Annotated in this window: 24 protein-coding genes and 1 other annotated feature; of the genes, 16 read left to right on the plus strand and 8 right to left on the minus strand. The window is 55.2% G+C overall.

What is annotated here, in order from left to right; genetic code table 11:
* The first annotated feature begins 48 nt into the window (after nt 1–48).
* Entirely contained in the window at nt 49–771 is a 723-nt protein-coding gene (tonB, locus tag C7387_RS04935; protein ID WP_038257160.1) for a TonB system transport protein TonB, read from the plus strand.
* A gap of 30 nt (nt 772–801) precedes the next feature.
* On the opposite strand, the gene C7387_RS04940 is transcribed toward tonB, so the two are convergent.
* On the minus strand, nt 802–1,662 hold the full coding sequence (locus tag C7387_RS04940; protein WP_038257060.1) for a fructosamine kinase family protein: 861 nt from the start codon (nt 1,660–1,662) through the stop codon (nt 802–804).
* Nucleotides 1,663–1,915: 253 nt separating this feature from the next.
* Nucleotides 1,916–2,848: a 6-phosphofructokinase II gene (gene pfkB, locus C7387_RS04945; protein WP_038257061.1), complete on the minus strand. Its 933-nt coding sequence runs from the start codon at nt 2,846–2,848 to the stop codon at nt 1,916–1,918.
* A gap of 303 nt (nt 2,849–3,151) precedes the next feature.
* Between pfkB and C7387_RS04950 the strand changes: the two genes are divergently transcribed.
* Complete coding sequence (locus C7387_RS04950) at nt 3,152–3,910, plus strand: DUF481 domain-containing protein (protein WP_006820209.1); 759 nt, start codon at nt 3,152–3,154, stop codon at nt 3,908–3,910.
* A gap of 28 nt (nt 3,911–3,938) precedes the next feature.
* Here C7387_RS04950 and yniD read toward each other — a convergent pair whose 3' ends face one another.
* Complete coding sequence (gene yniD / locus C7387_RS04955; protein WP_087943274.1) at nt 3,939–4,046, minus strand: small membrane protein YniD; 108 nt, start codon at nt 4,044–4,046, stop codon at nt 3,939–3,941.
* Between the two features lie 605 nt (nt 4,047–4,651).
* Here yniD and thrS point away from each other — a divergent pair.
* The 14 genes from thrS (at nt 4,652) to selO (ending at nt 17,258) form a co-directional block, all read left to right on the plus strand.
* Nucleotides 4,652–6,580, plus strand: a complete 1,929-nt coding sequence (thrS, locus tag C7387_RS04960) for a threonine--tRNA ligase (RefSeq protein ID WP_038257065.1) — start codon at nt 4,652–4,654, stop codon at nt 6,578–6,580.
* A 3-nt stretch (nt 6,581–6,583) separates the two neighbouring features.
* A complete protein-coding gene (infC, locus tag C7387_RS04965; RefSeq protein WP_071777538.1) occupies nt 6,584–7,126 on the plus strand; it encodes a translation initiation factor IF-3 in 543 nt (180 codons plus the stop codon).
* Between the two features lie 95 nt (nt 7,127–7,221).
* The gene (rpmI, locus tag C7387_RS04970) at nt 7,222–7,419 is read left to right on the plus strand and encodes a 50S ribosomal protein L35 (protein ID WP_001124225.1); all 198 of its coding nucleotides are present in this window, start codon (nt 7,222–7,224) and stop codon (nt 7,417–7,419) included.
* A gap of 51 nt (nt 7,420–7,470) precedes the next feature.
* Nucleotides 7,471–7,827 (plus strand): 50S ribosomal protein L20, encoded by a 357-nt coding sequence (gene rplT, locus C7387_RS04975; protein WP_006820206.1) that lies wholly within the window; start codon nt 7,471–7,473, stop codon nt 7,825–7,827.
* 116 nt (nt 7,828–7,943) lie between these two features.
* Nucleotides 7,944–8,067, plus strand: a sequence feature (Phe leader region).
* Nucleotides 7,949–7,993, plus strand: coding sequence for a pheST operon leader peptide PheM (gene pheM / locus C7387_RS04980; protein ID WP_001386830.1), 45 nt, complete (start codon nt 7,949–7,951; stop codon nt 7,991–7,993). (Overlaps the previous feature by 45 nt.)
* A 46-nt stretch (nt 8,068–8,113) precedes the next feature.
* Nucleotides 8,114–9,097 carry a phenylalanine--tRNA ligase subunit alpha gene (pheS, locus tag C7387_RS04985; protein ID WP_038257072.1) on the plus strand — a complete coding sequence of 328 codons (984 nt, stop codon included), beginning with the start codon at nt 8,114–8,116 and terminating at the stop codon, nt 9,095–9,097.
* A 15-nt stretch (nt 9,098–9,112) separates the two neighbouring features.
* On the plus strand, nt 9,113–11,500 hold the full coding sequence (gene pheT / locus C7387_RS04990; protein WP_120816205.1) for a phenylalanine--tRNA ligase subunit beta: 2,388 nt from the start codon (nt 9,113–9,115) through the stop codon (nt 11,498–11,500).
* A gap of 4 nt (nt 11,501–11,504) precedes the next feature.
* Nucleotides 11,505–11,804 (plus strand): integration host factor subunit alpha, encoded by a 300-nt coding sequence (ihfA, locus tag C7387_RS04995; RefSeq protein WP_006820203.1) that lies wholly within the window; start codon nt 11,505–11,507, stop codon nt 11,802–11,804.
* Nucleotides 11,805–11,903: 99 nt separating this feature from the next.
* Entirely contained in the window at nt 11,904–12,884 is a 981-nt protein-coding gene (btuC, locus tag C7387_RS05000) for a vitamin B12 ABC transporter permease BtuC (RefSeq protein ID WP_038257075.1), read from the plus strand.
* A 28-nt stretch (nt 12,885–12,912) separates the two neighbouring features.
* Complete coding sequence (locus C7387_RS05005) at nt 12,913–13,467, plus strand: glutathione peroxidase (protein WP_006820201.1); 555 nt, start codon at nt 12,913–12,915, stop codon at nt 13,465–13,467.
* The gene (btuD, locus tag C7387_RS05010) at nt 13,464–14,213 is read left to right on the plus strand and encodes a vitamin B12 ABC transporter ATP-binding protein BtuD (protein WP_120816206.1); all 750 of its coding nucleotides are present in this window, start codon (nt 13,464–13,466) and stop codon (nt 14,211–14,213) included. The genes C7387_RS05005 and btuD overlap by 4 nt, the downstream gene beginning before the upstream one ends.
* Before the next feature lie 76 nt (nt 14,214–14,289).
* A complete protein-coding gene (locus C7387_RS05015; protein ID WP_038257081.1) occupies nt 14,290–14,754 on the plus strand; it encodes a C40 family peptidase in 465 nt (154 codons plus the stop codon).
* Between the two features lie 286 nt (nt 14,755–15,040).
* Nucleotides 15,041–15,754 carry an EAL domain-containing protein gene (locus C7387_RS05020; protein ID WP_006820198.1) on the plus strand — a complete coding sequence of 238 codons (714 nt, stop codon included), beginning with the start codon at nt 15,041–15,043 and terminating at the stop codon, nt 15,752–15,754.
* Between the two features lie 61 nt (nt 15,755–15,815).
* Nucleotides 15,816–17,258 carry a protein adenylyltransferase SelO gene (gene selO / locus C7387_RS05025; RefSeq protein ID WP_120816207.1) on the plus strand — a complete coding sequence of 481 codons (1,443 nt, stop codon included), beginning with the start codon at nt 15,816–15,818 and terminating at the stop codon, nt 17,256–17,258.
* Here the strand turns inward: selO and C7387_RS05030 are convergent.
* From C7387_RS05030 to C7387_RS05050, 5 genes are read right to left on the minus strand one after another with little or no spacing between them, the layout of a single operon-like run.
* Entirely contained in the window at nt 17,255–18,034 is a 780-nt protein-coding gene (locus C7387_RS05030; protein ID WP_166791140.1) for a heme ABC transporter ATP-binding protein, read from the minus strand. The two genes, selO and C7387_RS05030, sit on opposite strands and share 4 nt — an antisense overlap.
* A complete protein-coding gene (locus C7387_RS05035; protein ID WP_006820195.1) occupies nt 18,027–19,016 on the minus strand; it encodes a FecCD family ABC transporter permease in 990 nt (329 codons plus the stop codon). Before C7387_RS05035 ends, C7387_RS05030 begins: the two co-directional genes overlap by 8 nt.
* On the minus strand, nt 19,016–19,834 hold the full coding sequence (locus tag C7387_RS05040) for a heme/hemin ABC transporter substrate-binding protein (RefSeq protein WP_120816209.1): 819 nt from the start codon (nt 19,832–19,834) through the stop codon (nt 19,016–19,018). Before C7387_RS05040 ends, C7387_RS05035 begins: the two co-directional genes overlap by 1 nt.
* Nucleotides 19,831–20,859, minus strand: a complete 1,029-nt coding sequence (locus tag C7387_RS05045; RefSeq protein WP_120816210.1) for a hemin-degrading factor — start codon at nt 20,857–20,859, stop codon at nt 19,831–19,833. Before C7387_RS05045 ends, C7387_RS05040 begins: the two co-directional genes overlap by 4 nt.
* 49 nt (nt 20,860–20,908) lie before the next feature.
* Nucleotides 20,909–22,891, minus strand: a complete 1,983-nt coding sequence (locus C7387_RS05050) for a TonB-dependent hemoglobin/transferrin/lactoferrin family receptor (RefSeq protein ID WP_040903597.1) — start codon at nt 22,889–22,891, stop codon at nt 20,909–20,911.
* Nucleotides 22,892–22,932: the final 41 nt, after the last annotated feature.

A 22,932-nucleotide genomic window follows, 5' to 3' on the forward strand; every position in this document is an offset into this window, starting at 1 on the left:
CTTAATAAACCTATGGCTAATGTGTTAATGCCGAATGACTTCCATCCAGTGACCATGAATCCCCCACGCCGCTTTCCGTGGCCGACGCTGCTCTCTGTAGTGATTCACGGTGCGGTGGTTGCCGGGTTACTTTACACCTCGGTACGCCAGCCGGCGCTTGAACTGCCTGCCGCATCGCAGCCTATTACCGTGACGATGGTCTCTCCGGCCGATCTTGAGCCCCCGCAGGCGGCACCTGCACCGCAGCCGGTAGCAGAGCCGGAGCCGGAGCCAGAAGTTATTCCGGAGCCGCCGAAAGAAGCGCCGGTCGTCATTCACAAGCCCGAGCCAAAACCCAAGCCAAAGCCGAAGCCAAAACCGGTGAAAAAGGTGGAAGAGCCGAAGCGGGACGTGAAACCGGTAGAGCCTCGTCCGTTCTCAACGTCGGAAAATACCACCACCTCTTCACGCCCGGTCAGCAATAACGCCCCGGCGGCGGCAAGTAAGCCAGTGGTGAGTGCTCCGGCTGGCCCACGTGCGTTGAGCCGCAATCAGCCGGGCTACCCGTCACGTGCTCAGGCGTTACGTATAGAAGGCAAAGTGCGGGTGAAGTTTGACGTCACGCCTGACGGCCGGGTAGAGAATGTGGAAATTCTCTCCGCCCAGCCTTCAAACATGTTTGAACGTGAAGTGAAAACCGCCATGCGTCGGTGGCGCTACGAGCCGGGTAAACCTGGCACCGGCCTTATCATGAACATTGAGTTCCGCCTGAAGGGCGTATCAATGAACTAACCTGTCGTATGCCTGAGCCGCTCCCGCGGTTCAGGCAGCCAGTACTCTTTCCAGCGCTTTTTGCGCAACCAGTAGATTATTCCCTCCAAACAAAATGGCCCGGTTAATCAGCGTATAGAGCTGATACACCGGCTGTCTGTCGAGAAAACCTGCGGGCAATGGCGATATGGACTGATAGCCGTCGTATATTTGCGGCGGTTGTTCCGGGTGTAGCGGTAGCATGGCCAGATCGCATTCGCGGTCGCCCCAGTAACAGGCCGGATCAAAAATAAATGGACCATCCGGGCCGAGCGCACAGTTTGATGACCAGAGATCGCCGTGAAGCAAAGAGGGCTGCGGCTGGTGGCTCGCCAGGCGCTGCTGAACATGCTCAACAATGGCATCAATGTTCCCGAACTCCATTCCTTTTTCGGCGGCCAGCTCCAGCTGCCAGCCGATACGCTGCTCGGCAAAAAAGGTTGCCCATCGGCGCTGCCAGGCGTTTGGCTGAGGGGTGGTAGAGAGATCGTTATCAAAGTCGAGCCCGAACTGTGGCTGTTCGCTCCACTGATGCAGGTGTGCCAGCTGTTGACCTAACAGAAACGCGTTGTGGGCGTCCAGCGGGCGTGCTGGCAGGTACTCCATCACCAGAAAGCTGTAATCGCGGTCGCTGCCGACGGCATACACCTCAGGTACGCGAACGGTTTTACTGCGTGACAAGAGTTCGAGCTGGTCCGCCTCTGCGGTAAAAATGGGCAACAGCTCACGCTCATCGCATTTGATGAAGAAATCTTTCCCGTGATAGCGCAGATGCCATGCTGCATGGATCTCACCACCGGGCAGTTCGTTGCGCAGTTCAATTTCGCCGCGTCCAAACTGTTCGCTCAACAGGTCTTCGATCGCTTGCCACATCACGTCTCTCCCCATGTTTTCTGCCTAATCATAACGTTAGCGCATAATCGCAGTACAAAAACACGAACCAACGCACAACTGAGCGCTTTTGAAGCAATAAACGCACATAAAGTGCGTCTTTAGCCACAATTCAAAAGCAACGTACCCGACAACCGGTGTGATTATTCAGCTCATTGAGTAACCCATTGAGTTGTTTAAGCATAGTCGAAAGCACTAATTTGGCGACTCCTGCCCGTTGCCGGGCAGGGAGGTCTCAGTGATGACTGAGATAATCGTAAATCGCCTGGGTATTTTCCAGTGAGCACAGGCGTGTTCCCTGGTTGATGGTGGCGGCGCTCCCGGCTGCGACCCCGAAGCGCACCATATCCTGCAGGCTGGCATGTTGCGCGAGTTTCAGGGTCATCGCTCCGACCATACTGTCACCGGCTCCGACGGTGCTCTGGCTCTTCATCGGTGGTGGAACGACCTGAACCACGCCATGTGCATCAACACCCAGAGCCCCTTGTGGGCCGAGAGAAACCACAACACGCTGAGCTTTGCCAGAGGCGATGATTTCCTGGGCGGCTTTACGCACGTCGTCAGGCTTCGTCAGTTCGCGTTGTAGCAGGGCACTGAGCTCTTTCTGGTTTGGTTTTACCAGCTCAATATTGCCGGTTTCCAGGGCCGCCGCCAGGGCTTCTCCGGAGCTGTCGACAATACAGCGAATACCGTTTTTTTGCGCGGCACGGATCAACTGCACCAGCCGCTGGCTTCCGATCCCCGGCGGCAGGCTGCCGCTGATAACGAGCAGGGAGCCTGCGGGTATCTGCAATACTTTTTCTTCCAGCTGGCGAAACTCATTTTCCGTCACCGCAGCACCGGGCATCACGAAGCGGTACTGTTCGCCGCTGGACTGCACGTGAACGTGCAGGTTTTGCCGTGTCCAGTCTTTGGCCTCGACGGTTATCACCGGAACGTGCTCGTCCGCTAACAGGGCAACAAGGTGTTCGCCGGTGGCGCCACCGGCAGGAAAAATAGCGCAGGCTCGCCCGCCGAGAAAGGTAATGGCGCGGGCAACGTTAATGCCCCCGCCGCCGGGCTCAAACACCGGCGAGCTGCAGCGAAGTTTCCCTTCTGGATAAATCTGCGGCGTCAGCGTGGCGCTGTCGAGAGAAGGGGCTAAGGTCAGTGTATAAATATCAACCATTACTGTTACCTCCATATAATACCCACAAGTACCATCCGAGTTAGTCTGGCACTTGACTCAGGAGAAAGGAAGAAACAACAAGCTGATTTACATATACTTAAACGCAAAGTGCGCTGTTTATCCTTATGAAATAAAACAAGTTATAAGAGACTTCTTATTCAAAAAATGAAATAAGAATTCATTGCTATGTTATTCGAGCCTTTTTATAATTTCTTACCTTTCTCTGGAACTCCCATCGTTGATCCTCGTGAAAGTTTCCGGGACCGTTACAGGTCTCTTTTCTTGTTGTACGGACTCTTATAAATGAAGCTTTTGAAGACAGTACCCGTGGCAGTGATGCTGGCGGGAGGCATGTTTGCGTCGATGCACGCGGCTGCAGATGATACCGTTTTTACTGTCATGGATGACCCTTCCACCGCGAAGAAGCCTTTTGAAGGCAACGTCAACGGTGGCTATCTTGCACAGTCTGGCAATACCAAAAGTTCATCCCTGACCGCTGACTCTACGCTGACCTGGTACGGTGAAACCACGGCGTGGTCATTGTGGGGGAATGCAAGTAACACCTCATCTAACGATGAGCGCTCTTCTGAGAAATACGCGATTGGCGGTCGTTCTCGCTACAACCTGACGGACAGCAACTACCTGTTCGGACAGGCGAGCTGGTTGACTGACCGTTATAACGGCTACTATCAGCGCGATGTCCTGACCGTCGGTTACGGTCGTCAGTTCCTGAATGGCCCGGTACACAGCTTGCGCTTTGAATTCGGTCCTGGTGTGCGTTACGACGAATACACCGACGGCGAAACGAAAACTCAACCGTTAGGTTATGCCTCCGGTACCTACGCCTGGCAGATGAGTGATAACGCGAAATTCACTCAGGGCGTTTCAGTATTTGGTGCCAGCGATACCACGCTGAACTCTGAAACCGCGTTGAATGTGGCTATCAATGAGCACTTTGGTATGAAAGTAGCGTACAACGTTACCTGGAACTCGGAACCGCCGTCATCGGCACCGAACCATACCGATCGTCGTACTACCGTGACGCTCGGCTACAAAATGTAATCCTGCGGGCCGGTTTTCCGGCCTGTTTTTAGCCCCAGATCATCGCGGCCCAGCGTAGCAACAGCATGGCGCCACAGATGACTATCAATACCACCACCATTTTCCAGTGCTTATTGGCAAAGCGTTTTGTCGGCATCTTTCCGTCCTGTTTCCGTCTTTATCTAACAAAATAGTACACAGCTTCAGGTAAACGTTTAATCATCGCAGACAGAATTTTACTTTCGCAGGTTCAATATGTTGAGCGAACAATCACAACGTAAAGAGTGATGCATGATGGGCAAGACGCTAAGAACTGCATGGTTTTTATTGTTTCTGTCATTGGGGTCAGCTACAGGTTACGCAGCGACCTCGTCGAACTTTCAACATGGACAGAGAAGCTACGTTCAGCACTCACCGAGTGAGGGCGATGTGGCTGAAAATCCGGATGAGCATATCAGGGAATCAATGGAACAATTATTCCGTAGATCTTAACGCTAATATCTTTCGGCTTAATAACATGGACGCAGATCAAGTGGAATGCCCGGACACTCATTAACATACTTTAATATGGCGTCAATGGTGTGTACTATTGTGGCTCGGTATCAGAAAGAGTTTGTGGGTACATGTGGGTTTTAGTACATCCTCATGTACATACTTTGCAGAGTGAAGCTTAGTGACGCATTCAACCTACTGATATTTATAAACTATTTAACTTTGTATGTGCTCTTTCGTGTGGGGCACCACTGCAAATAAGGACATAACATGCCTGTAATTACTCTTCCTGATGGCAGCCAACGCCATTACGACCACGCAGTAAGCCCAATGGATGTCGCGCTGGATATCGGTCCTGGACTGGCGAAAGCCTGTATCGCAGGTCGCGTTAACGGCGAGCTGGTTGATGCTTCCGATCTGATCGAAAACGACGCTCAGCTGGCGATTATCACCGCTAAAGATGAAGACGGACTGGAAATTATTCGCCACTCCTGCGCACACCTGCTTGGTCATGCTATCAAGCAACTGTGGCCGAACACTAAAATGGCGATTGGCCCGGTTGTTGACAACGGTTTCTATTACGATGTTGATATTGACCGCACCCTGACCCAGGAAGATGTCGACGCGCTCGAAAAACGTATGCACGAGCTCGCCGAGACTAACTACGACGTTATCAAGAAGAAAGTAAGCTGGCACGAAGCGCGTGAAACCTTCGTTAAACGCGGCGAGCCGTACAAAATTTCTATTCTTGACGAAAACATTTCCCATGATGATAAGCCTGGCTTGTATCATCATGAAGAATACGTCGACATGTGCCGTGGCCCGCACGTGCCAAACATGCGCTTCTGCCATCACTTCAAACTGATGAAAACCGCAGGAGCCTACTGGCGCGGCGATAGCGACAACAAAATGCTGCAGCGTATTTACGGCACCGCATGGGCTGATAAAAAAGCGCTCAATGCCTACCTGCAGCGTCTTGAAGAAGCGGCCAAGCGCGATCACCGTAAAATCGGCAAACAGCTCGACCTGTATCACATGCAGGAAGAAGCGCCGGGTATGGTATTCTGGCACAACGACGGCTGGACTATCTTCCGTGAACTGGAAACTTTCGTACGCTCCAAGCTGAAAGAGTACCAGTATCAGGAAGTGAAGGGCCCGTTCATGATGGACCGTGTGCTGTGGGAAAAAACCGGCCACTGGGACAACTACAAAGATGCGATGTTCACCACCTCTTCTGAGAACCGTGAATACTGCATCAAGCCAATGAACTGCCCAGGCCACGTACAGATCTTCAACCAGGGTCTGAAATCCTACCGCGACCTGCCGCTGCGTATGGCGGAGTTCGGTAGCTGCCACCGTAACGAACCGTCAGGTGCGTTGCATGGCCTGATGCGTGTCCGTGGTTTTACTCAGGATGATGCTCACATCTTCTGTACCGAAGAACAGGTGCGTGACGAAGTTAACGCCTGTATCCGTATGGTCTACGATATGTACAGCACCTTTGGCTTCGAGAAAATCGTCGTCAAGCTGTCTACCCGTCCGGAAAAACGTATCGGTAGCGATGAGACCTGGGATCGCGCGGAAGCGGATTTGGCGGTCGCGCTGGAAGAAAACGGCATTCCGTTTGAGTATCAGCTGGGTGAAGGGGCGTTCTACGGCCCGAAAATTGAATTTACCCTGTATGACTGCCTCGATCGTGCATGGCAGTGCGGTACTGTACAGCTGGACTTCTCTCTGCCGACTCGTCTGAGCGCCTCCTATGTGGGCGAAAACAACGAGCGTCAGACTCCGGTGATGATTCACCGTGCGATCCTTGGGTCAATTGAACGCTTTATCGGCATTCTGACCGAAGAGTTCGCCGGCTTCTTCCCAACCTGGCTTGCGCCAGTGCAGGTTGTTGTCATGAATATCACCGATTCTCAGTCCGAATACGTTAACGAATTGACCCGTAAACTACAAAATGCGGGCATTCGAGTAAAAGCGGACTTGAGAAATGAGAAGATAGGCTTTAAAATCCGCGAGCACACTTTACGTCGTGTCCCGTATATGCTGGTCTGTGGTGATAAAGAGGTGGAAGCAGGCAAAGTTGCCGTTCGCACCCGCCGCGGTAAAGACCTTGGCGTCATGGGCGTAGAGGAAGTGATTGAGAAGCTGCAACAAGAGATTCGCAGCCGCAGTCTTCAACAACTGGAGGAATAAGGTATTAAAGGCGGAAAACGAGTTCAAACGGCACGTCCGAATCGTATAAATGGCGAGATTCGCGCCCAGGAAGTTCGCTTAACAGGTCTGGAAGGCGAGCAGCTGGGGATTGTGAGTCTGAGAGAAGCGATCGAAAAGGCTGAAGAAGCTGGAGTAGATTTAGTTGAAATCAGCCCTAACGCCGAACCGCCAGTTTGTCGTATCATGGACTACGGCAAGTTCCTTTATGAGAAGAGTAAATCGACTAAGGAACAGAAAAAGAAACAAAAAGTTATCCAGGTTAAGGAAATTAAATTCCGTCCTGGTACCGACGATGGCGATTATCAGGTAAAACTCCGCAGCCTGATTCGCTTTCTGGAAGATGGCGATAAGGCCAAGATCACACTGCGTTTCCGCGGTCGTGAGATGGCCCACCAACAGATCGGTATGGAAGTGCTTACGCGCGTCCGTGACGATCTGAGTGAACTGGCAGTAGTCGAATCCTTCCCAACGAAGATCGAAGGCCGCCAGATGATCATGGTGCTCGCTCCTAAGAAGAAACAGTAGGCCTTCAAGTAGCAAGGTCAGTGGGGCTTTCGAGCCTCACTGGTTTTGTTCGCCTGGGTTTCGTTTATTAACAATGCGAAGTGGAAGTTATTAAAATGCCAAAAATTAAGACCGTACGCGGTGCTGCTAAGCGCTTCAAAAAAACCGGTAAAGGTGGTTTTAAGCACAAGCACGCTAACCTGCGTCACATTCTGACCAAAAAAGCGACCAAGCGTAAACGTCACCTGCGTCCGAAAGCCATGGTTTCCAAAGGCGATCTGGGCCTGGTAATCGCGTGCCTGCCGTACGCATAAGCCGTTAACGTTTATAACTTTTTTAACTAGAATAGATACAGGAGAGCACATATGGCTCGCGTAAAACGTGGTGTAATTGCACGTGCACGTCACAAGAAAATTTTGAAACAAGCTAAAGGCTACTACGGTGCGCGTTCACGCGTATACCGCGTTGCCTTCCAGGCTGTTATCAAAGCTGGTCAGTACGCTTATCGTGACCGTCGTCAGAAAAAGCGTCAGTTCCGTCAACTGTGGATTGCGCGTATCAACGCAGCAGCACGTCAGAACGGTATTTCTTACAGCAAATTCATCAACGGCCTGAAAAAAGCCTCTGTTGAAATCGACCGTAAGATCCTGGCTGACATCGCAGTATTCGACAAAGTGGCATTCACTGCCCTGGTCGAAAAAGCGAAATCAGCTCTGGCATAAGCCAGTTGAAAGAGGGAGCCTGTCTCCCTCTTTTCATTTCAGGGTGTTCGAACCATTGACAATTGATCGCTAAGACTTTTCAATAAGGTTTTACGATATGACAACTCAAGGTAACGCAAGCATGAATGCTGCTATTTTCCGCTTCTTTTTTTACTTTAGCACCTGAACCAGGAGGCTAGCGCGTGAAAGAAGAAACGGAAAACAGCGCCAGAAAGCCTCCCATGTGGAGGCTTTTTTTGTTTCTAAATTCAAAACACTAAGCTGCACCGACATAATGAGGATAACCATGTCACATCTCGCAGAGCTGGTTGCCAGTGCAACGGCCGCCATTAACCAGGCATCAGATGTCGCCGCGTTGGATAACGTACGCGTTGAGTATCTGGGCAAGAAAGGGCATCTGACCCTCCAGATGACCACGCTGCGCGAACTGCCGGCTGAAGAACGTCCGGCTGCAGGTGCGGTCATTAACGAAGCCAAAGAGCAGGTTCAGCAGGCGCTGAACGCGCGTAAAGCCGAGCTGGAAGGTGCCGCACTGAATGCGCGTCTGGCCGCAGAAACGATCGACGTTTCTCTTCCTGGCCGTCGTGTTGAAAACGGTGGTCTGCATCCGGTGACCCGCACTATCGATCGTATCGAAAGCTTCTTCGGTGAGCTGGGCTTCACCGTAGCGACCGGTCCGGAAATTGAAGATGACTACCACAACTTCGATGCGCTGAATATTCCGGGACACCACCCGGCACGTGCTGACCACGACACCTTCTGGTTCGATGCGACGCGCCTGCTGCGTACCCAGACTTCTGGCGTTCAGATCCGTACCATGGAAAACCAGCAGCCGCCAATCCGCATTATTGCGCCGGGCCGCGTCTATCGTAACGACTACGATCAGACCCACACCCCAATGTTCCACCAGATGGAAGGGCTGATCGTCGATAAAAACATCAGCTTTACCAACCTGAAAGGCACGCTGCACGATTTCCTGAATAACTTCTTTGAAGAAGATCTGCAGGTTCGTTTCCGCCCGTCCTACTTCCCGTTCACCGAACCTTCTGCGGAAGTCGACGTTATGGGTAAAAACGGCAAATGGCTGGAAGTGCTGGGCTGCGGCATGGTGCACCCGAACGTACTGCGCAACGTCGGCATCGACCCGGAAGTCTATTCCGGCTTTGCGTTTGGTATGGGGATGGAGCGCCTGACCATGCTGCGTTACGGCGTCACCGATCTGCGTGCATTCTTCGAAAACGATCTGCGTTTCCTCAAACAGTTTAAATAAGGGCAGGAATAAACAATGAAATTCAGTGAACTGTGGTTACGCGAATGGGTTAATCCGGCCGTTGACAGCGAGGCACTTTCCGATCAGATAACCATGGCTGGTCTGGAAGTTGACGGCGTTGAGCCGGTTGCCGGTGAGTTCCACGGCGTGGTGGTGGGTGAAGTGGTGGAATGCGGCCAACACCCGAACGCGGACAAGCTGCGTGTAACCAAAATTAACGTCGGTGGCGAGCGTCTTCTGGATATCGTCTGCGGCGCGCCAAACTGCCGTCAGGGTCTCAAAGTGGCCGTGGCCACTATCGGCGCCGTGCTGCCGGGTGATTTCAAAATCAAAGCGGCGAAACTGCGCGGCGAACCTTCAGAAGGGATGCTGTGTTCTTTCTCTGAGCTCGGTATTTCCGACGATCATAACGGTATTATCGAACTGCCGGCCGATGCGCCGCTGGGTACCGATATCCGTGAATATCTGAAGCTTAACGACAATACTATCGAAATCAGCGTTACGCCGAACCGTGCGGATTGCTTAGGCATCATCGGTGTTGCCCGTGACGTTGCGGTGCTGAACCGCTCGCCGCTGGTTGAGCCGGAAATTACACCGGTTGCCGCCACCATTAACGATACGCTGCCGATTCATGTTGAAGCGCCGGACGCTTGCCCGCGTTACCTGGGCCGCGTGGTCAAAGGCATCAACGTGAAGGCACCAACGCCGCTGTGGATGAAAGAGAAACTGCGTCGTTGCGGTATTCGCTCTATTGATGCCGTGGTTGACGTCACTAACTACGTACTGCTTGAGCTGGGCCAGCCGATGCACGCCTTCGATAAAGATCGTATCGAAGGCGGTATTGTTGTGCGGATGGCGAAAGAGGGCGAAACCCTGGTTCTGCTCGACGGTAGCGAAGCGAAACTGAATGCCGACACGCTGGTGATTGCCGATAACGGTAAAGCGCTGGCTATGGGCGGTATCTTCGGCGGTGAGCACTCTGGCGTGAATGATGAAACCCAGAACGTGTTGCTGGAATGCGCATTCTTCAGCCCACTGTCTATCACCGGTCGCGCCCGCCGTCATGGTCTGCACACCGACGCCTCTCACCGCTACGAGCGTGGCGTTGATCCTGCTCTGCAGTACAAAGCGATTGAACGCGCCACCCGTCTGCTGATTGATATCTGCGGTGGTGAAGCAGGTCCGGTTATCGATGTGACTCATGAAGCGTCACTGCCGAAGCCGGCGAGCATCACCCTGCGTCGCAGCAAGCTGGATCGCCTGATTGGCCATCATATTGCCGATGAGCAGGTGAGCGACATTCTGCGCCGTCTGGGCTGCGAAGTGACGGAAGGTCAGGACCAGTGGCAGGCCGTTGCGCCGAGCTGGCGTTTCGATATGGAAATTGAAGAAGACCTGGTGGAAGAAGTGGCGCGTATTTACGGCTACAACAATATTCCCGACGAGCCGGTACAGGCGGGTCTCATCATGGGTACCCATAAAGAAGCGAACCTGTCGCTCAAGCGCGTAAAAACGCTGCTGAACGACAAAGGCTTCCAGGAAGTGATCACCTATAGCTTCGTCGATCCGAAAGTGCAACAGCTGATCCATCCAGGTGAGGAAGCGCTGATCCTGCCAAGCCCAATCTCCAGCGAAATGTCGGCAATGCGCCTCTCGCTGTGGACTGGCCTTCTGAGCACCGTAGTGTACAACCAGAACCGTCAGCAGAGCCGCGTACGCATCTTTGAATCCGGTCTGCGCTTTGTGCCTGACACCCAGGCACACCTCGGCATCCGTCAGGACGTGATGCTGTCGGGCGTGATGTGCGGAAACCGCTATGAAGAGCACTGGAACCTGGCAAAAGAGACCGTTGATTTCTATGATTTAAAAGGAACCCTCGAAGCGGTACTGGATTTGACTGGTCAGCTTTCTGACATGCAGTTCAAAGCGGAAGCGAATCCGGCGCTGCATCCGGGCCAATCCGCGGCGATTTATCTTAAAGGTGAACGTATTGGTTTCATTGGGGTTGTTCATCCGGAACTGGAACGTAAACTGGATCTGAACGGACGCACCGTGGTCTTTGAAGTGGAGTGGAACAAGCTCGCAGACCGCGTGGTTCCTCAGGCGCAGGAGATTTCACGCTTCCCGGCAAACCGTCGCGACATTGCTGTTGTGGTAGCAGAAAATGTTCCGGCAGCGGATGTTCTGGCAGAGTGTAAGAAAGTTGGCGTAAATCAGGTAGTTGGCGTAAACTTATTTGACGTGTACCGTGGTAAGGGCGTAGAGGAAGGCTATAAGAGCCTTGCGATTAGTCTGATCCTTCAGGATACCAGCCGTACACTAGAAGAAGAGGAGATTGCCGCTACCGTCGCCAAATGTGTAGAGGCATTAAAAGAGCGATTCCAGGCATCATTGAGGGATTGAACCTATGGCGCTTACAAAAGCTGAAATGTCAGAATATCTGTTTGATAAGCTTGGGCTTAGCAAGCGGGATGCCAAAGAGCTGGTAGAGCTGTTTTTCGAAGAGATCCGTCGTGCTCTGGAAAACGGTGAGCAGGTAAAACTCTCCGGTTTTGGTAACTTTGACTTGCGTGATAAAAATCAACGCCCGGGGCGCAACCCGAAGACGGGCGAAGATATTCCCATTACAGCCCGGCGTGTGGTGACCTTCAGACCCGGCCAGAAGTTAAAAAGCCGTGTCGAGAACGCTTCGCCCAAGGCAGAATAATCTGAACTAATTAAAAAGGCCGCACTGCGGCCTTTTTTCTTTTCTCACGACGGCACGCGCCGTAAAATCAAGTACATCACTCTTTACTCGACGGACACTATGCGTTCCTGGGCCCAACTTCAACAACGACGAAATCGTCGCTGGACGCTTGCGCTGTCCTTACTGCTGATTATCGCCATCATGCTGAGCCTGTGTGCAGGCGATCAGTGGATTGGCCCTGGCGAATGGCTGAGTGCAAAAGGGCAGCTGTTCGTCTGGCAAATCAGGCTTCCCCGGACGCTGGCGGTACTGCTTGTGGGGGCCGCGCTGGCACTTTCTGGCGCTATCATGCAGGCGCTCTTTGAAAACCCGTTAGCTGAACCCGGACTGCTGGGTGTCTCCAACGGCGCGGGGGTGGGCCTGATTGCCGCTGTGCTGCTTGGCCACGGCGTGTTACCGGGCTGGGCGCTGGGGCTGTGCGCCATTGCCGGAGCGTTGCTCATCACCTTTATTTTGCTACGTTTTGCCCGACGTCACCTCTCAACCAGCAGGCTGCTGCTGGCGGGTGTTGCCCTTGGCATCATCTGTAGCGCTATCATGACCTGGGCGGTCTACTTCTCAACCTCGTTCGATTTACGTCAACTGATGTACTGGATGATGGGGGGATTTGGGGGCGTAGACTGGCAGCAGCTATGGCTGATGATTGCCTTATTGCCGGTTATGCTGTGGGTGAGTGTGCAATCTAAGCCGCTGAACCTGTTGGCGCTGGGTGAGATTTCCGCCCGCCAGCTGGGTCTACCGCTGTGGCTGTGGCGCAGAGTACTGGTTATTGCAACCGGATGGCTGGTGGGGGTTAGCGTCGCCCTGGCAGGGGCGATTGGTTTTATCGGCCTTGTCATCCCACATATTCTGCGGCTCTGTGGGTTAACGGACCATCGGATCCTGCTGCCAGCCTGTATGCTGGCGGGGGGGAGTGTCCTACTGCTGGCGGATATTATCGCCAGAATGGCGCTTTCAGCTGCCGAATTGCCGATTGGAGTGGTGACCGCCACTCTCGGCGCACCCGTATTTATCTGGCTATTATTAAAGGCCGGGCGTTAGATCCGCCGCCGTAATTAAGGGGAATGCTATGCAAAATGATATCTTAAGTACCGAAGTGACCACGCTTGAAGGCGAGCATAAAACGCTGGAAGGCCTGCGCGGCAACGTGGTCCTCATCGTCAACGTTGCCTCAAAATGCGGGCTCACCCCGCAGTATGAGCAACTGGAGAACCTGCAAAAAACGTGGCAAGGACAGGGGTTTACCGTACTGGGGTTCCCGTGCAACCAGTTCCTGGGGCAGGAGCCGGGCAGTGCGGAGGAGATTAAAACCTTCTGCTCGACGACCTACGGTGTCACTTTCCCGATGCTCAGCAAAGGCGATGTCAATGGCGACGATCGTCACCCGCTGTATCAGAAACTGGTTGAGGCGGCACCCACGGCTATCGCGCCGGAGGGAAGCGGCTTCTACGAACGTATGGCCAGTAAAGGACGTGCGCCGCTGTACCCGGACGATATCCTGTGGAACTTCGAAAAATTCCTCGTTGGGCGTAATGGGCAGGTACTGGCGCGTTTCTCACCGGATATGACCCCGGAAGATGCGGTGGTACAGGAAGCTATCAAGCGCGCACTGGCGACCTCATGACCTTATTGATGCAACTGCAGAACGTCGAGGAAACGGCCCGCCTGGGGCCGTTTTCTGCTGAGGTTCACCGCGGTGAAATGTTGCACCTGGTCGGACCGAACGGTGCCGGGAAAAGCACTTTGCTGATGCGTATGGCCGGATTAACCCAGGGGAAAGGGCTAATCAGGTTGAACAACCTTCTGCTGGAGGAGTGGTCTGAATCTGCGCTGGCGCGCCATCGCGCCTATCTTACGCAGCAGCAAACTCCACCCTTTGCGATGCCGGTCTGGCAGTATCTGACGCTGCATCAGGCCAATGCGCTGCAGAGCACCACGCTGGAATCGGTGGCAGAGGCGCTGGGTTTGACCGGGAAATTAGGCCGCGCCACTAATCAGCTTTCCGGCGGGGAATGGCAGCGAGTGCGGCTTGCCGCAGTGATACTGCAAATCGATCCGCGAACGAATGCCGACGGTCAGCTGTTGCTGCTGGATGAGCCAATGAACAGCCTCGACGTCGCACAGCAGGCCGCGCTGGATGGGCTCCTGAGCGAGCTGTGCCGCCTTGGCGTGACCATTGTGATGAGCAGCCATGACCTTAACCATTCGCTGCGCCACGCCCATCGCGTATGGCTGATGCGTGAAGGCCTGCTTATCGCCAGCGGTGCAGCAACGGATGTGCTGGCGCCAGGGCACCTTTTTGACGCCTGGAAAATGACCTTCCAGCGGCTGGAAGTCGCCGGGCATCAGATGCTGGTTGCAACCATCTGACACGAAAGGTATCTTGCCAGAAGAATGATAACCACGCTAAATTAACTAAAAATAAGAAACAGGGGAATCGCCGGATATGCGTTTCTGGTTTATTGTCGCGGTGGCACTTTTTCTGGCTGGGTGTAGCAGCCATCGTGCGCCGCCGCCAAATTCTCGGCTCTCAGACTCTATTACTGTGATTGCCAGCCTCAACGATCAGCTTCGTACCTGGCGTGGCACTCCCTACAGCTATGGTGGAATGAACCGCCGTGGCGTGGATTGCTCCGGGTTTGTACTGATGACTTTCCGCGACAAATTCGAACTGCAGCTGCCGCGTGAAACGAAACAACAGGCAAATATTGGCACACGCATCGATAAAGACGACTTGTTACCTGGCGATTTAGTTTTCTTTAAAACTGGCTCCGGGGCGAACGGCCTTCACGTCGGGATTTATGATACAGATAATATGTTCATTCATGCCTCCACCAGCCAGGGAGTAACGCGTTCATCGCTTGACAACGTTTACTGGCGGAAAAACTTCTGGCAGGCGCGACGAATTTAAGCGCGATGTCGAAAGAGGGCCCTGAGGGGCCTTTTTAGTCTCTGTCACTTTTTATGTTTAAAAATGAATATCTCCTTATTCAACCTTACGAACGGCGTTTCATTTCATCTAAACTGCTGATTGTCTTAAAGTGTGTCTATGGATTACAATCATTAAAGAGTCCTCAGTAGGGATACCGCTAATAACAGCAACGAATGAAATTAACTTTATTAAAATCAATTGACTTAAATTGCTTGCAGCAAGACCTGGGGTTATCGGAAATCATCGTTGATGAGGGGCAAACACAATGATTGTCTCGCTGGATAACACTTACCGCTCCGATTTCCTGCTTCTTCCGGCGCGCAACTTTGCCGGAGGCCTTGTGGGCCTGGAGATCATTACTCATTTTACGGCGACGAACGGCGATGTGCGTATACCGACCGATCTTGTCATTCAGCACATGACGGCGGAGCAAGAATTGATGCTGTTTAAAGAAAAACTGGCGGTGCTTGCTACCTGCCAGCTCTTTTTTATTCAACATCAGCTACTGGCATGGATAAATATAACCCCGGCCATTGCTCTGGCATTTTTAAACGACGAATTATTAGTTAAAGATGTTAAACGATTCCCATTTCTTGAGTTAACGGTTAATGAGAATTATCCTGGGCTGAATCAACTTTCAGCGAATGACCCGCTGTTCGTGCTGGCAAAACGTTTTAACCTTGTGCTGGCAAACTTTGGTGCCGGCGATGCCTCGACCAAAGCCATTTTCGCTGGTGTGTTTTCCCGCATTCAGTTGGACAGAAATTTCGTACAGCGCCGCGTCATGTCGCCGTCGTTCGAACCGTTCATGCGGGCCATTGTCACCCAGATGCAGCCGTACTGCGCCACCCTGATGATTGCCGGCGTTGATAGCGAAGAGACGCTCACTCGCATTCGACCCTTTGCCTTCAGCGCGATGCAGGGAATGCTCTGGCCACCGGTACCGCCGGAGCAGGTCACCACGCTGGTTCAGGGATAACCCTGCATTTCCCCCGTGTTTGTGTCAGCGTTCAGGCACTACACTAGCGGCAGGAGGAACCATGACCCTGTCTTTTACTACACACTGGCGCGATGAGCTGCCAGGTTTTTATACTGCACTGGCGCCAACGCCGCTCGAAAATGCGCGCCTGATCTGGCATAACGAATCGCTGGCCGCGGAGCTGGGCGTTGAACCGTCGCTGTTTGTGCCATCCACCGGCGCGGGCGTGTGGGGCGGTGAAACGCTGCTCCCGGGCATGTCGCCGCTGGCACAGGTTTACAGTGGCCATCAGTTCGGCGTCTGGGCCGGACAGCTTGGCGACGGTCGCGGCATTTTGCTCGGCGAACAGCAGCTCGCCAACGGCAAGCGCGTTGACTGGCATCTGAAAGGCGCCGGGCTGACGCCGTATTCCCGCATGGGTGACGGGCGCGCGGTGCTGCGCTCTACTATCCGCGAGGCGCTGGCTTCTGAAGCGATGCACGGGTTAGGTATTCCCACCACCCGGGCGCTGTCGATAGTCACCAGCGATACGCCGGTATACCGCGAGACGGTTGAGCAGGGCGCGATGCTGATGCGCATTGCCGAAAGCCATGTCCGCTTTGGCCACTTCGAGCATTTCTACTATCGCCGTGAGCCGGAGAAAGTCCAGCAGCTCGCCGATTTCGTGATCCGCCATCACTGGCCTGAACTGGCGTCACGTGAGGATAAATACGTCACCTGGTTCCGTGACGTTGTCACGCGAACGGCGCAGATGATCGCCCGCTGGCAAACCGTGGGCTTTGCGCACGGGGTCATGAATACCGATAATATGTCCATTCTCGGACTTACCATGGACTATGGTCCCTACGGTTTTCTTGACGATTTCCAGCCGGATTTCATCTGTAACCACTCTGACCATCAGGGTCGTTACAGCTTTGAGAATCAGCCTGCCGTTGGCCTGTGGAACCTGCAACGTCTGGCGCAGTCGCTGTCGCCGCTTATCGACGTGGATGCGCTTAACGATGCGCTCGATGGCTATCAGCGGGCACTGTTTACCGAATACGGACAACGGATGCGCGCGAAGCTTGGTTTTTATACTGAGCAAAGCGGCGACAATGACCTGTTGAACGATCTCTTTGCGCTGATGAGCAGTGAAGGCAGCGATTTCACTCGCACGTTCCGCCAGCTTGGTGAGACGGAGCAACTGAGCGCCGCCTCGCCGCTGCGCGATGAGTTCATCGATCGCGCCGCTTTTGACGCATGGTTTAGCCGTTATCGCGAACGACTGCAGCTGGATGGGGTGAGTGATGCCGAGCGCCAGCAGCGTATGCAGGCGGTCAACCCGGCTATGGTGCTACGTAACTGGCTGGCACAGCGCGCTATTGAACAGGCGGAAAAGGGCGATATGCAGGAGCTCTACCGCCTGCATGAGGCACTGCGCTCGCCGTTTGCCGATCGGGATGATGACTACGTTCGCCGCCCGCCGGACTGGGGCAAGCGGCTGGAAGTCAGCTGCTCGAGCTAGGGCGTCAGAAACACCTGCGGAGTGGCCGTGCCGGGATGCGTTCCCACGGTCACATCCGCCCCGTACCAGCGATGCAGCTCCGCCGGGTGCAGCACCTCGCCAGCGGTTCCCTGAGCCACCACTTCTCCCTGATGCAACAACACCAGCCTGTCGGCCCACAGCGCCGCAAGGTTAAGATCGTGCAGTACCACACAAACGTGCAGGGCGTGCTGCCGGGCAAGTGATTTCAACAACCGCAGCAGATGTTGCTGGTGGTACAGATCCAGCGCCGAGGTCGGTTCATCGAGAAACAGAAAGCCCTCTGGGGCGCCGTTTTGCCAGAGCTGCGCCAGCGCGCGGGCGAGCTGTACCCGCTGCTGCTCACCGCCAGAAAGGGCATTGTACTGCCGTTTGGCAAGCGGCAGGCAACCGGTCAGGGCCATAATTTCCTGCACAATAGACGGGTTATTGGCATCGTGCCAGGGCGCGCGCCCCATCGCGATGACCTCTTCAACCGGCCAGTCAAACCCCAGCCGGGACTGCTGGCGCATCATCGCCCGGCGTTCTGAGAGCGCCTGCGCAGGCCATGCTGCAAGAGGAATGTCGTTTAACCGGCACTCGCCGCCGTGCGGCGTCAGGTAGCCGGTGAGCAGGCGCAGCAGGGTGGATTTCCCGGCACCGTTAGGACCAATCAGCGCCACCACTTCGCCGGGTGAGAGAACCAGGCTGACATCGTCGATCAGTTGACGTTGACCGGCCCGATAGCACAAATGTGTCGCGATAAGTCGGCTATCCACGAACCCCTCCACGACGAAAAATCATCCACAAAAACCACGGCGCGCCGAGCAGGCTGGTTAACAGCCCTACCGGCATTTCGGCAGGGGCGACCAGGGTACGCGCCAGCGTGTCGGCCACCAGCAATAGTATCGCGCCGGCGAGCACAGAACCCGGGATTACCGCCCGATGATCGGCACCCAGCCACAGGCGCAGCAGGTGGGGGACTACCAGCCCGACGAAACCAATCACTCCGCTCACGGCTACCGCGGCCGCTACCAGCAGGGCGCTGAACAGCAGCAGCGTGCGCTGAACGGTTTTGACGTCTACACCAAGATAATGGGCATCTTCCTCGCCGAGCTGGAGCAAATTAAGCGCCTGCGCCAGCCGCCAGATAATCCACACCGACGGCAGCATCAGCGAGCTTACCGCCAGCAGCGTTGACCACTGCGCCTGGCCGAGGCTACCCATACCCCATAACGAGAGCTGGCGCAGCTGTGCATCGTTACTGAGCCAGGAGAGCACCCCAACCGCCGCGCCGCACAGCGCGTTGATAGCAATCCCGACCAGCAACAGGCGCGATAAACCGTTTTCTGGCCGCTGGCTGAGAACAAAGATAACGGCGGTGACCGCAAGACTCCCCATAAACGCCGCCAGCATCGGGGCATACAGCATCACTATCGCGGGAAGGGTGAATGGCAACACCACCCATAGCGCCACCGCCAGCGCCGCACCGCTGCTGATGCCAAGAAGTCCTGGGTCGGCGAGCGGATTACGGAACAACCCCTGCATCACACAGCCCGCCAGCGCCAGAGACCCGCCAACCACCAGCGCCAGCAGCACACGCGGCAGGCGGATAGTGAACCAGATCTGGCGCAGGGCGCTGTCATCCTGCCAGAGCAGGCTCAGAGGGAGCTTCAGGGCACCCACACTGGTAGCCGCCAGCGCCAGGATGAGCAGCAGGGCGAGCAGAGACCATAGCTGCCTGGAGAAGACCGCCGACATCAGGGCAGTTGCTCCGCTTTGCTACGCAGTTCACGAATCGCCTGCGGCGTACGGATACTGAAGCCGAGCAGGGCCATATCGTCAATTTCCAGCACCTGTTTGTGGCGTCCGGCAGGCGTCTGTGCGACGCCAGGCAGAGACCACAGCGCGGCGGCACCGCCCATGCTTTTCACACCTTCAGCAGAGATGACAATCAGGTCAGGCTGGCTGGCGATGACCCCTTCCTGCGAGAGCGGCTGGTAACGGCTGAAACCCTGCATTGCGTTCTGCAACCCCGCGGCGCGAATAGCGGCGTCGGCAGCGGTCTGCTGCCCGGCGGCCATCGCGTTCATACCGCCGTGGCTCAGAATAAACAGCACGCGTTTATTGAGTGGCTTCGTGGGAAGTGAAGCCATTTCAGCGCGCAGCCGCTGGCGAAGTTTTTCGCCCTCGTTTTCTTTATGCAGCGCCCCGGCAATAACCTGCACTTTCTCATCAATCACGCTGAGCGCGTCGCTACCGGGAACAGTAACGACCGCCACGCGGTTGTCCTTCACCTGCTGGAGGGCGAGGGAAGGCTGCGCCTGAACGCTGGCAAGCACAAGATCTGGACGCATCGCGAGGATCCCTTCAGCGTTAAGCTGGCGCAGATAGCCAACGTCCGGCAGCCTGCGCGCAGCCTCCGGCCACTGGCTGGTGCTGTCGCGGGCAACCAGCTGCGCCTGTGCACCCAGCGCATAGACGATTTCGGTCACGTCACCGCCAAGCGCTACCACCTTTTCCGGTGCCGCATGAGCCAGCAGCGGCAGGGCAGCCAGCATGGCTACCAGGCGTTTCATGCTGCCAGTCCTTTATCGATAAGGGACTCAATCTGGGTTCGCCACTGCACCTGTTCGGCGTTGCCTTCAGTACGCTGACCGTACAACTGGGCGATTTGTGAGCCGTCGGCGGCAAACAGCTCCAGACTGGTAACATGACCATCTGCCGTGGGTTTTCGGGTCACCCAGCTTTCCGCAATAGCATCGTCCAGCAGATGCAGCGTAAATGCCGGGTTGAAGATATTGAGCCAGCCTTTCATTGGCACCGGTTTCGTTACGCTCCCGGTAAAGATCTGCACGCAGCCGCGATTGCCGACAAAAATCATAATCTCATTGCCGTCCTGATGAGCGGTGCTGAGGAGCGTGGCCAGCGCGTCATTGCTGATCTGGCAGGCCAGATCGTCGCCGACGAGACGGAACGCCTGCTGACGACTAAGGTTATGCCGTTTGAGCAGAGTGAAGAACTGATGCACGTCGGTCATGGTGCGCCATTCTCGATCGACCGCTTCCGCATCCGGTTGCTCAGCCGTTGCCGGCGTTTCAACCGCGCTCAGCGCCAGCGGTGGGTTTTCCGCGTGGATCGCGTGTGCCAGCAGGTTACCCCATTCAGACATATCGGTCGCGTCAGTGGTGTAGACCTTCAGCAGCGCATCGCCCTGATAATCGAAGAACTGAATACTCTGGCGCTCACCACGGGCGCTGGTCTCGCTGATGTGAAATGCGCTTGCCCACTGATTGAGGAACAGACGTAAATCCAGTGCTCCCGGGTTCAGCACCAGGCCCGCATGACCGGTCAGATGTTGATGGGTGAACTCGCCCACCTGCTCGTGTACGGCGTACTCGTTGCGGCAGATGCATTTTACTTCACCAACTTTTTCAAGGGCCGCCAGGATATCGCGGACCGCACCCTGCAAACGCCATGCGTCATGTCCCACGCGTGCAAAGGTCAGCTCCGCTTCGCTGATGTGCATCAGGGCGGCGATATCACGGGCGTATTTCCCCGGGTGTTGTGCTTTCAGTTCGAGCCAGCGGCTGTATTGATTCATTTATTTCTTCCTGTTCAGTGGATTGCCCCGGATTCCCGGGGCCGTCGCGTTACCATTGATAGCTGACGAAAATCTTACCGTTGCGCCCGTCCTGTGGGATGCCCTGCGGAGACCAGTATGCCTTGTCGAAGGCGTTACCGAGCACCAGAGTGGTTGTGACCCCGCGCAGCTCCTGCTGCCCTTTGTAGCTGACGTAGAAATCGTTCACCCCGTAGCCCGGTTGCTGGCTGTAAGCGCTGCTGACGTGAGTAGATTTATCGGCGAAGGTCCCCATCCAGCCAACGGAGAAGCCGCTGTGTGCCACCGGAATATCAAGTTTGCTGACCACCGTGTCCGGATTGATGCTGGAGATCCACTCGTTGCTGTCGGTGTCCTTGCCGCGGGTTCGGTTGTAGGCCACATCGAGGCTGAACAAATCGGTGGTGTACTTGCTCATCACGTCCCAGCCCCAGATTTTGGCGTTGGGGACGTTCACCGAGGTACTGGTTTTGCCCATGAAATTTACGGTGGTGGTGATGTAGTCTTTGGCTTTGGTATCGAAGTAGCTGGCTTTGAACTCCAGCGCATCGTTCGCCAGCAGCAGCGAGTCAAAGCGTAGCCCGAAACCAAACTCCTGGCTTTCGTTGGTTTCCGGGCGCAGATTCGGGTTCGGCACGAAGTAGTTAGTAAACGGACCGGCGGCAAAGTGCATGGAGTCGTTGTACATTTCCCCCATCGTCGGTGCACGGAAGGCCTGCGCCCAGGAGCCAAACAGCATCAACCAGTCGGTAGGGCTGACGGTCATGCCCGCGCGTGATGACCATTTATCCGCTGTCACGTCGGCATAGCCGTCGCTGCTGCCTTTATAGCTGTCGTACCGGGTGCCGCCGAGCAGGGTGATCGGCAGATCGCGTAAGGTGATTTCGTCCTGCAGCCAGCCGGAGCTGAAATCGATTTTCGCCTGTGGGAAGCCGGTGGTGGAGCCGCCAGGATGCTGATCCTGGCGATAGTATTCACCGCCGTAGGTCAGCAGGTTAGCCGCCGGGCTGTCGCTGAACACCAGACTGCGGTTCTCTACTTTTCCACCGGTGGTGGTCTGTTTGCGAAATTCTGAGGTTTGTTGCTCTGTCTGGGCGTTAATTCTCGCTTCAGACCAGTAAACGCGGGCATCGGCGTTAAGCCAGTCATTGCCCTGTGGATTGAGTTTATAGCTCAGCTGCGCGTCACGCTGGATAGTGGATCTGTCGACCATCGGGTTGCTGGTGGATGCCCCTCCGGCGGTTTGTGGGTTTTTGGGCTCCTGAGCGGCGTTGTTGTAATAACGCAGTGAACCGCTCAACGACTGAGCGTCATCCAGCTTCCAGGTGCCTTTCGCCAGCATATTGCTGATGCTTTCATCGTTGCGGGTGGTGCTGCCATCGCTCTGACGAATGTCACCGCGATCGCGGCTGGACCAGGAAACGATGCCGTCAAGCGTATCGGTACGGCCAAAGGCGCTGGCACCCATACCCAGGCTGTGATCGCCGGTAGCACCGGTGCCGAAGACGCGATAACCGCTGCTCTGTCCTTCATATAACAGATCTGCGGCATCGGCCGTTTCGTAGGAAATAACGCCGCCTAATGCACCGCTGCCGTAGAGCATCGCGCCCGGGCCGCGTACCACTTCGATACGCTTAATCAGTGCAGGATCGAGGAAGGTGCTGTTGAGGTGTCCGGTGTCGGTGCCCTGGCGGACGCCGTCAACCAGGATCAGTACGCCGCGACGGTCGTAACCACGCATGTTGACGTCCTGGCCGTTGGTGCGTCCGGTGCCGCTCAGGGTAATTCCCGGTACGCCGCGCAGCATATCTGCGGCGGAGCTTGCCGTTTCAGCCTGCGGGGTGTCGCCCTCAATGACGCTGACCATCATTGGCGCTTCAAAAGCACTGCGTTCGTTGCCGGTGGCGGTAACGGTCATTTTTTCGCTGGCGGCAAAAGCCGGAGCGGATATTGCGCTCAGTACCGCGAGGGCCACAAACGACGGACGTGCCGAGGCAAAATGCAGGTAATGCATGCAACTCTCCATAAAGTGAAAAGCGCTGGCTGCCTCGGCAT

Origin of the sequence: Yokenella regensburgei, assembly GCF_003634235.1 — a bacterium.
GTDB classification, from domain to species: Bacteria; Pseudomonadota; Gammaproteobacteria; order Enterobacterales; family Enterobacteriaceae; genus Yokenella; species Yokenella regensburgei.

Coding starts and splice junctions, on each gene's coding strand:
- C7387_RS05020 (WP_006820198.1), top strand. CDS start 15,041: ATGATTGTCTCGCTGGATAACACTTACCGCTCCGATTTCCTGCTTCTT.
- rpmI (WP_001124225.1), top strand. CDS start 7,222: ATGCCAAAAATTAAGACCGTACGCGGTGCTGCTAAGCGCTTCAAAAAA.
- yniD (WP_087943274.1), bottom strand. CDS start 4,046: ATGCCGACAAAACGCTTTGCCAATAAGCACTGGAAAATGGTGGTGGTA.
- pheT (WP_120816205.1), top strand. CDS start 9,113: ATGAAATTCAGTGAACTGTGGTTACGCGAATGGGTTAATCCGGCCGTT.
- C7387_RS05005 (WP_006820201.1), top strand. CDS start 12,913: ATGCAAAATGATATCTTAAGTACCGAAGTGACCACGCTTGAAGGCGAG.
- pheS (WP_038257072.1), top strand. CDS start 8,114: ATGTCACATCTCGCAGAGCTGGTTGCCAGTGCAACGGCCGCCATTAAC.
- thrS (WP_038257065.1), top strand. CDS start 4,652: ATGCCTGTAATTACTCTTCCTGATGGCAGCCAACGCCATTACGACCAC.
- btuC (WP_038257075.1), top strand. CDS start 11,904: ATGCGTTCCTGGGCCCAACTTCAACAACGACGAAATCGTCGCTGGACG.
- C7387_RS05045 (WP_120816210.1), bottom strand. CDS start 20,859: ATGAATCAATACAGCCGCTGGCTCGAACTGAAAGCACAACACCCGGGG.
- ihfA (WP_006820203.1), top strand. CDS start 11,505: ATGGCGCTTACAAAAGCTGAAATGTCAGAATATCTGTTTGATAAGCTT.
- C7387_RS05040 (WP_120816209.1), bottom strand. CDS start 19,834: ATGAAACGCCTGGTAGCCATGCTGGCTGCCCTGCCGCTGCTGGCTCAT.
- C7387_RS04950 (WP_006820209.1), top strand. CDS start 3,152: ATGAAGCTTTTGAAGACAGTACCCGTGGCAGTGATGCTGGCGGGAGGC.
- rplT (WP_006820206.1), top strand. CDS start 7,471: ATGGCTCGCGTAAAACGTGGTGTAATTGCACGTGCACGTCACAAGAAA.
- selO (WP_120816207.1), top strand. CDS start 15,816: ATGACCCTGTCTTTTACTACACACTGGCGCGATGAGCTGCCAGGTTTT.
- btuD (WP_120816206.1), top strand. CDS start 13,464: ATGACCTTATTGATGCAACTGCAGAACGTCGAGGAAACGGCCCGCCTG.
- pfkB (WP_038257061.1), bottom strand. CDS start 2,848: ATGGTTGATATTTATACACTGACCTTAGCCCCTTCTCTCGACAGCGCC.
- C7387_RS05035 (WP_006820195.1), bottom strand. CDS start 19,016: ATGTCGGCGGTCTTCTCCAGGCAGCTATGGTCTCTGCTCGCCCTGCTG.
- C7387_RS05050 (WP_040903597.1), bottom strand. CDS start 22,891: ATGCATTACCTGCATTTTGCCTCGGCACGTCCGTCGTTTGTGGCCCTC.
- C7387_RS04940 (WP_038257060.1), bottom strand. CDS start 1,662: ATGTGGCAAGCGATCGAAGACCTGTTGAGCGAACAGTTTGGACGCGGC.
- C7387_RS05015 (WP_038257081.1), top strand. CDS start 14,290: ATGCGTTTCTGGTTTATTGTCGCGGTGGCACTTTTTCTGGCTGGGTGT.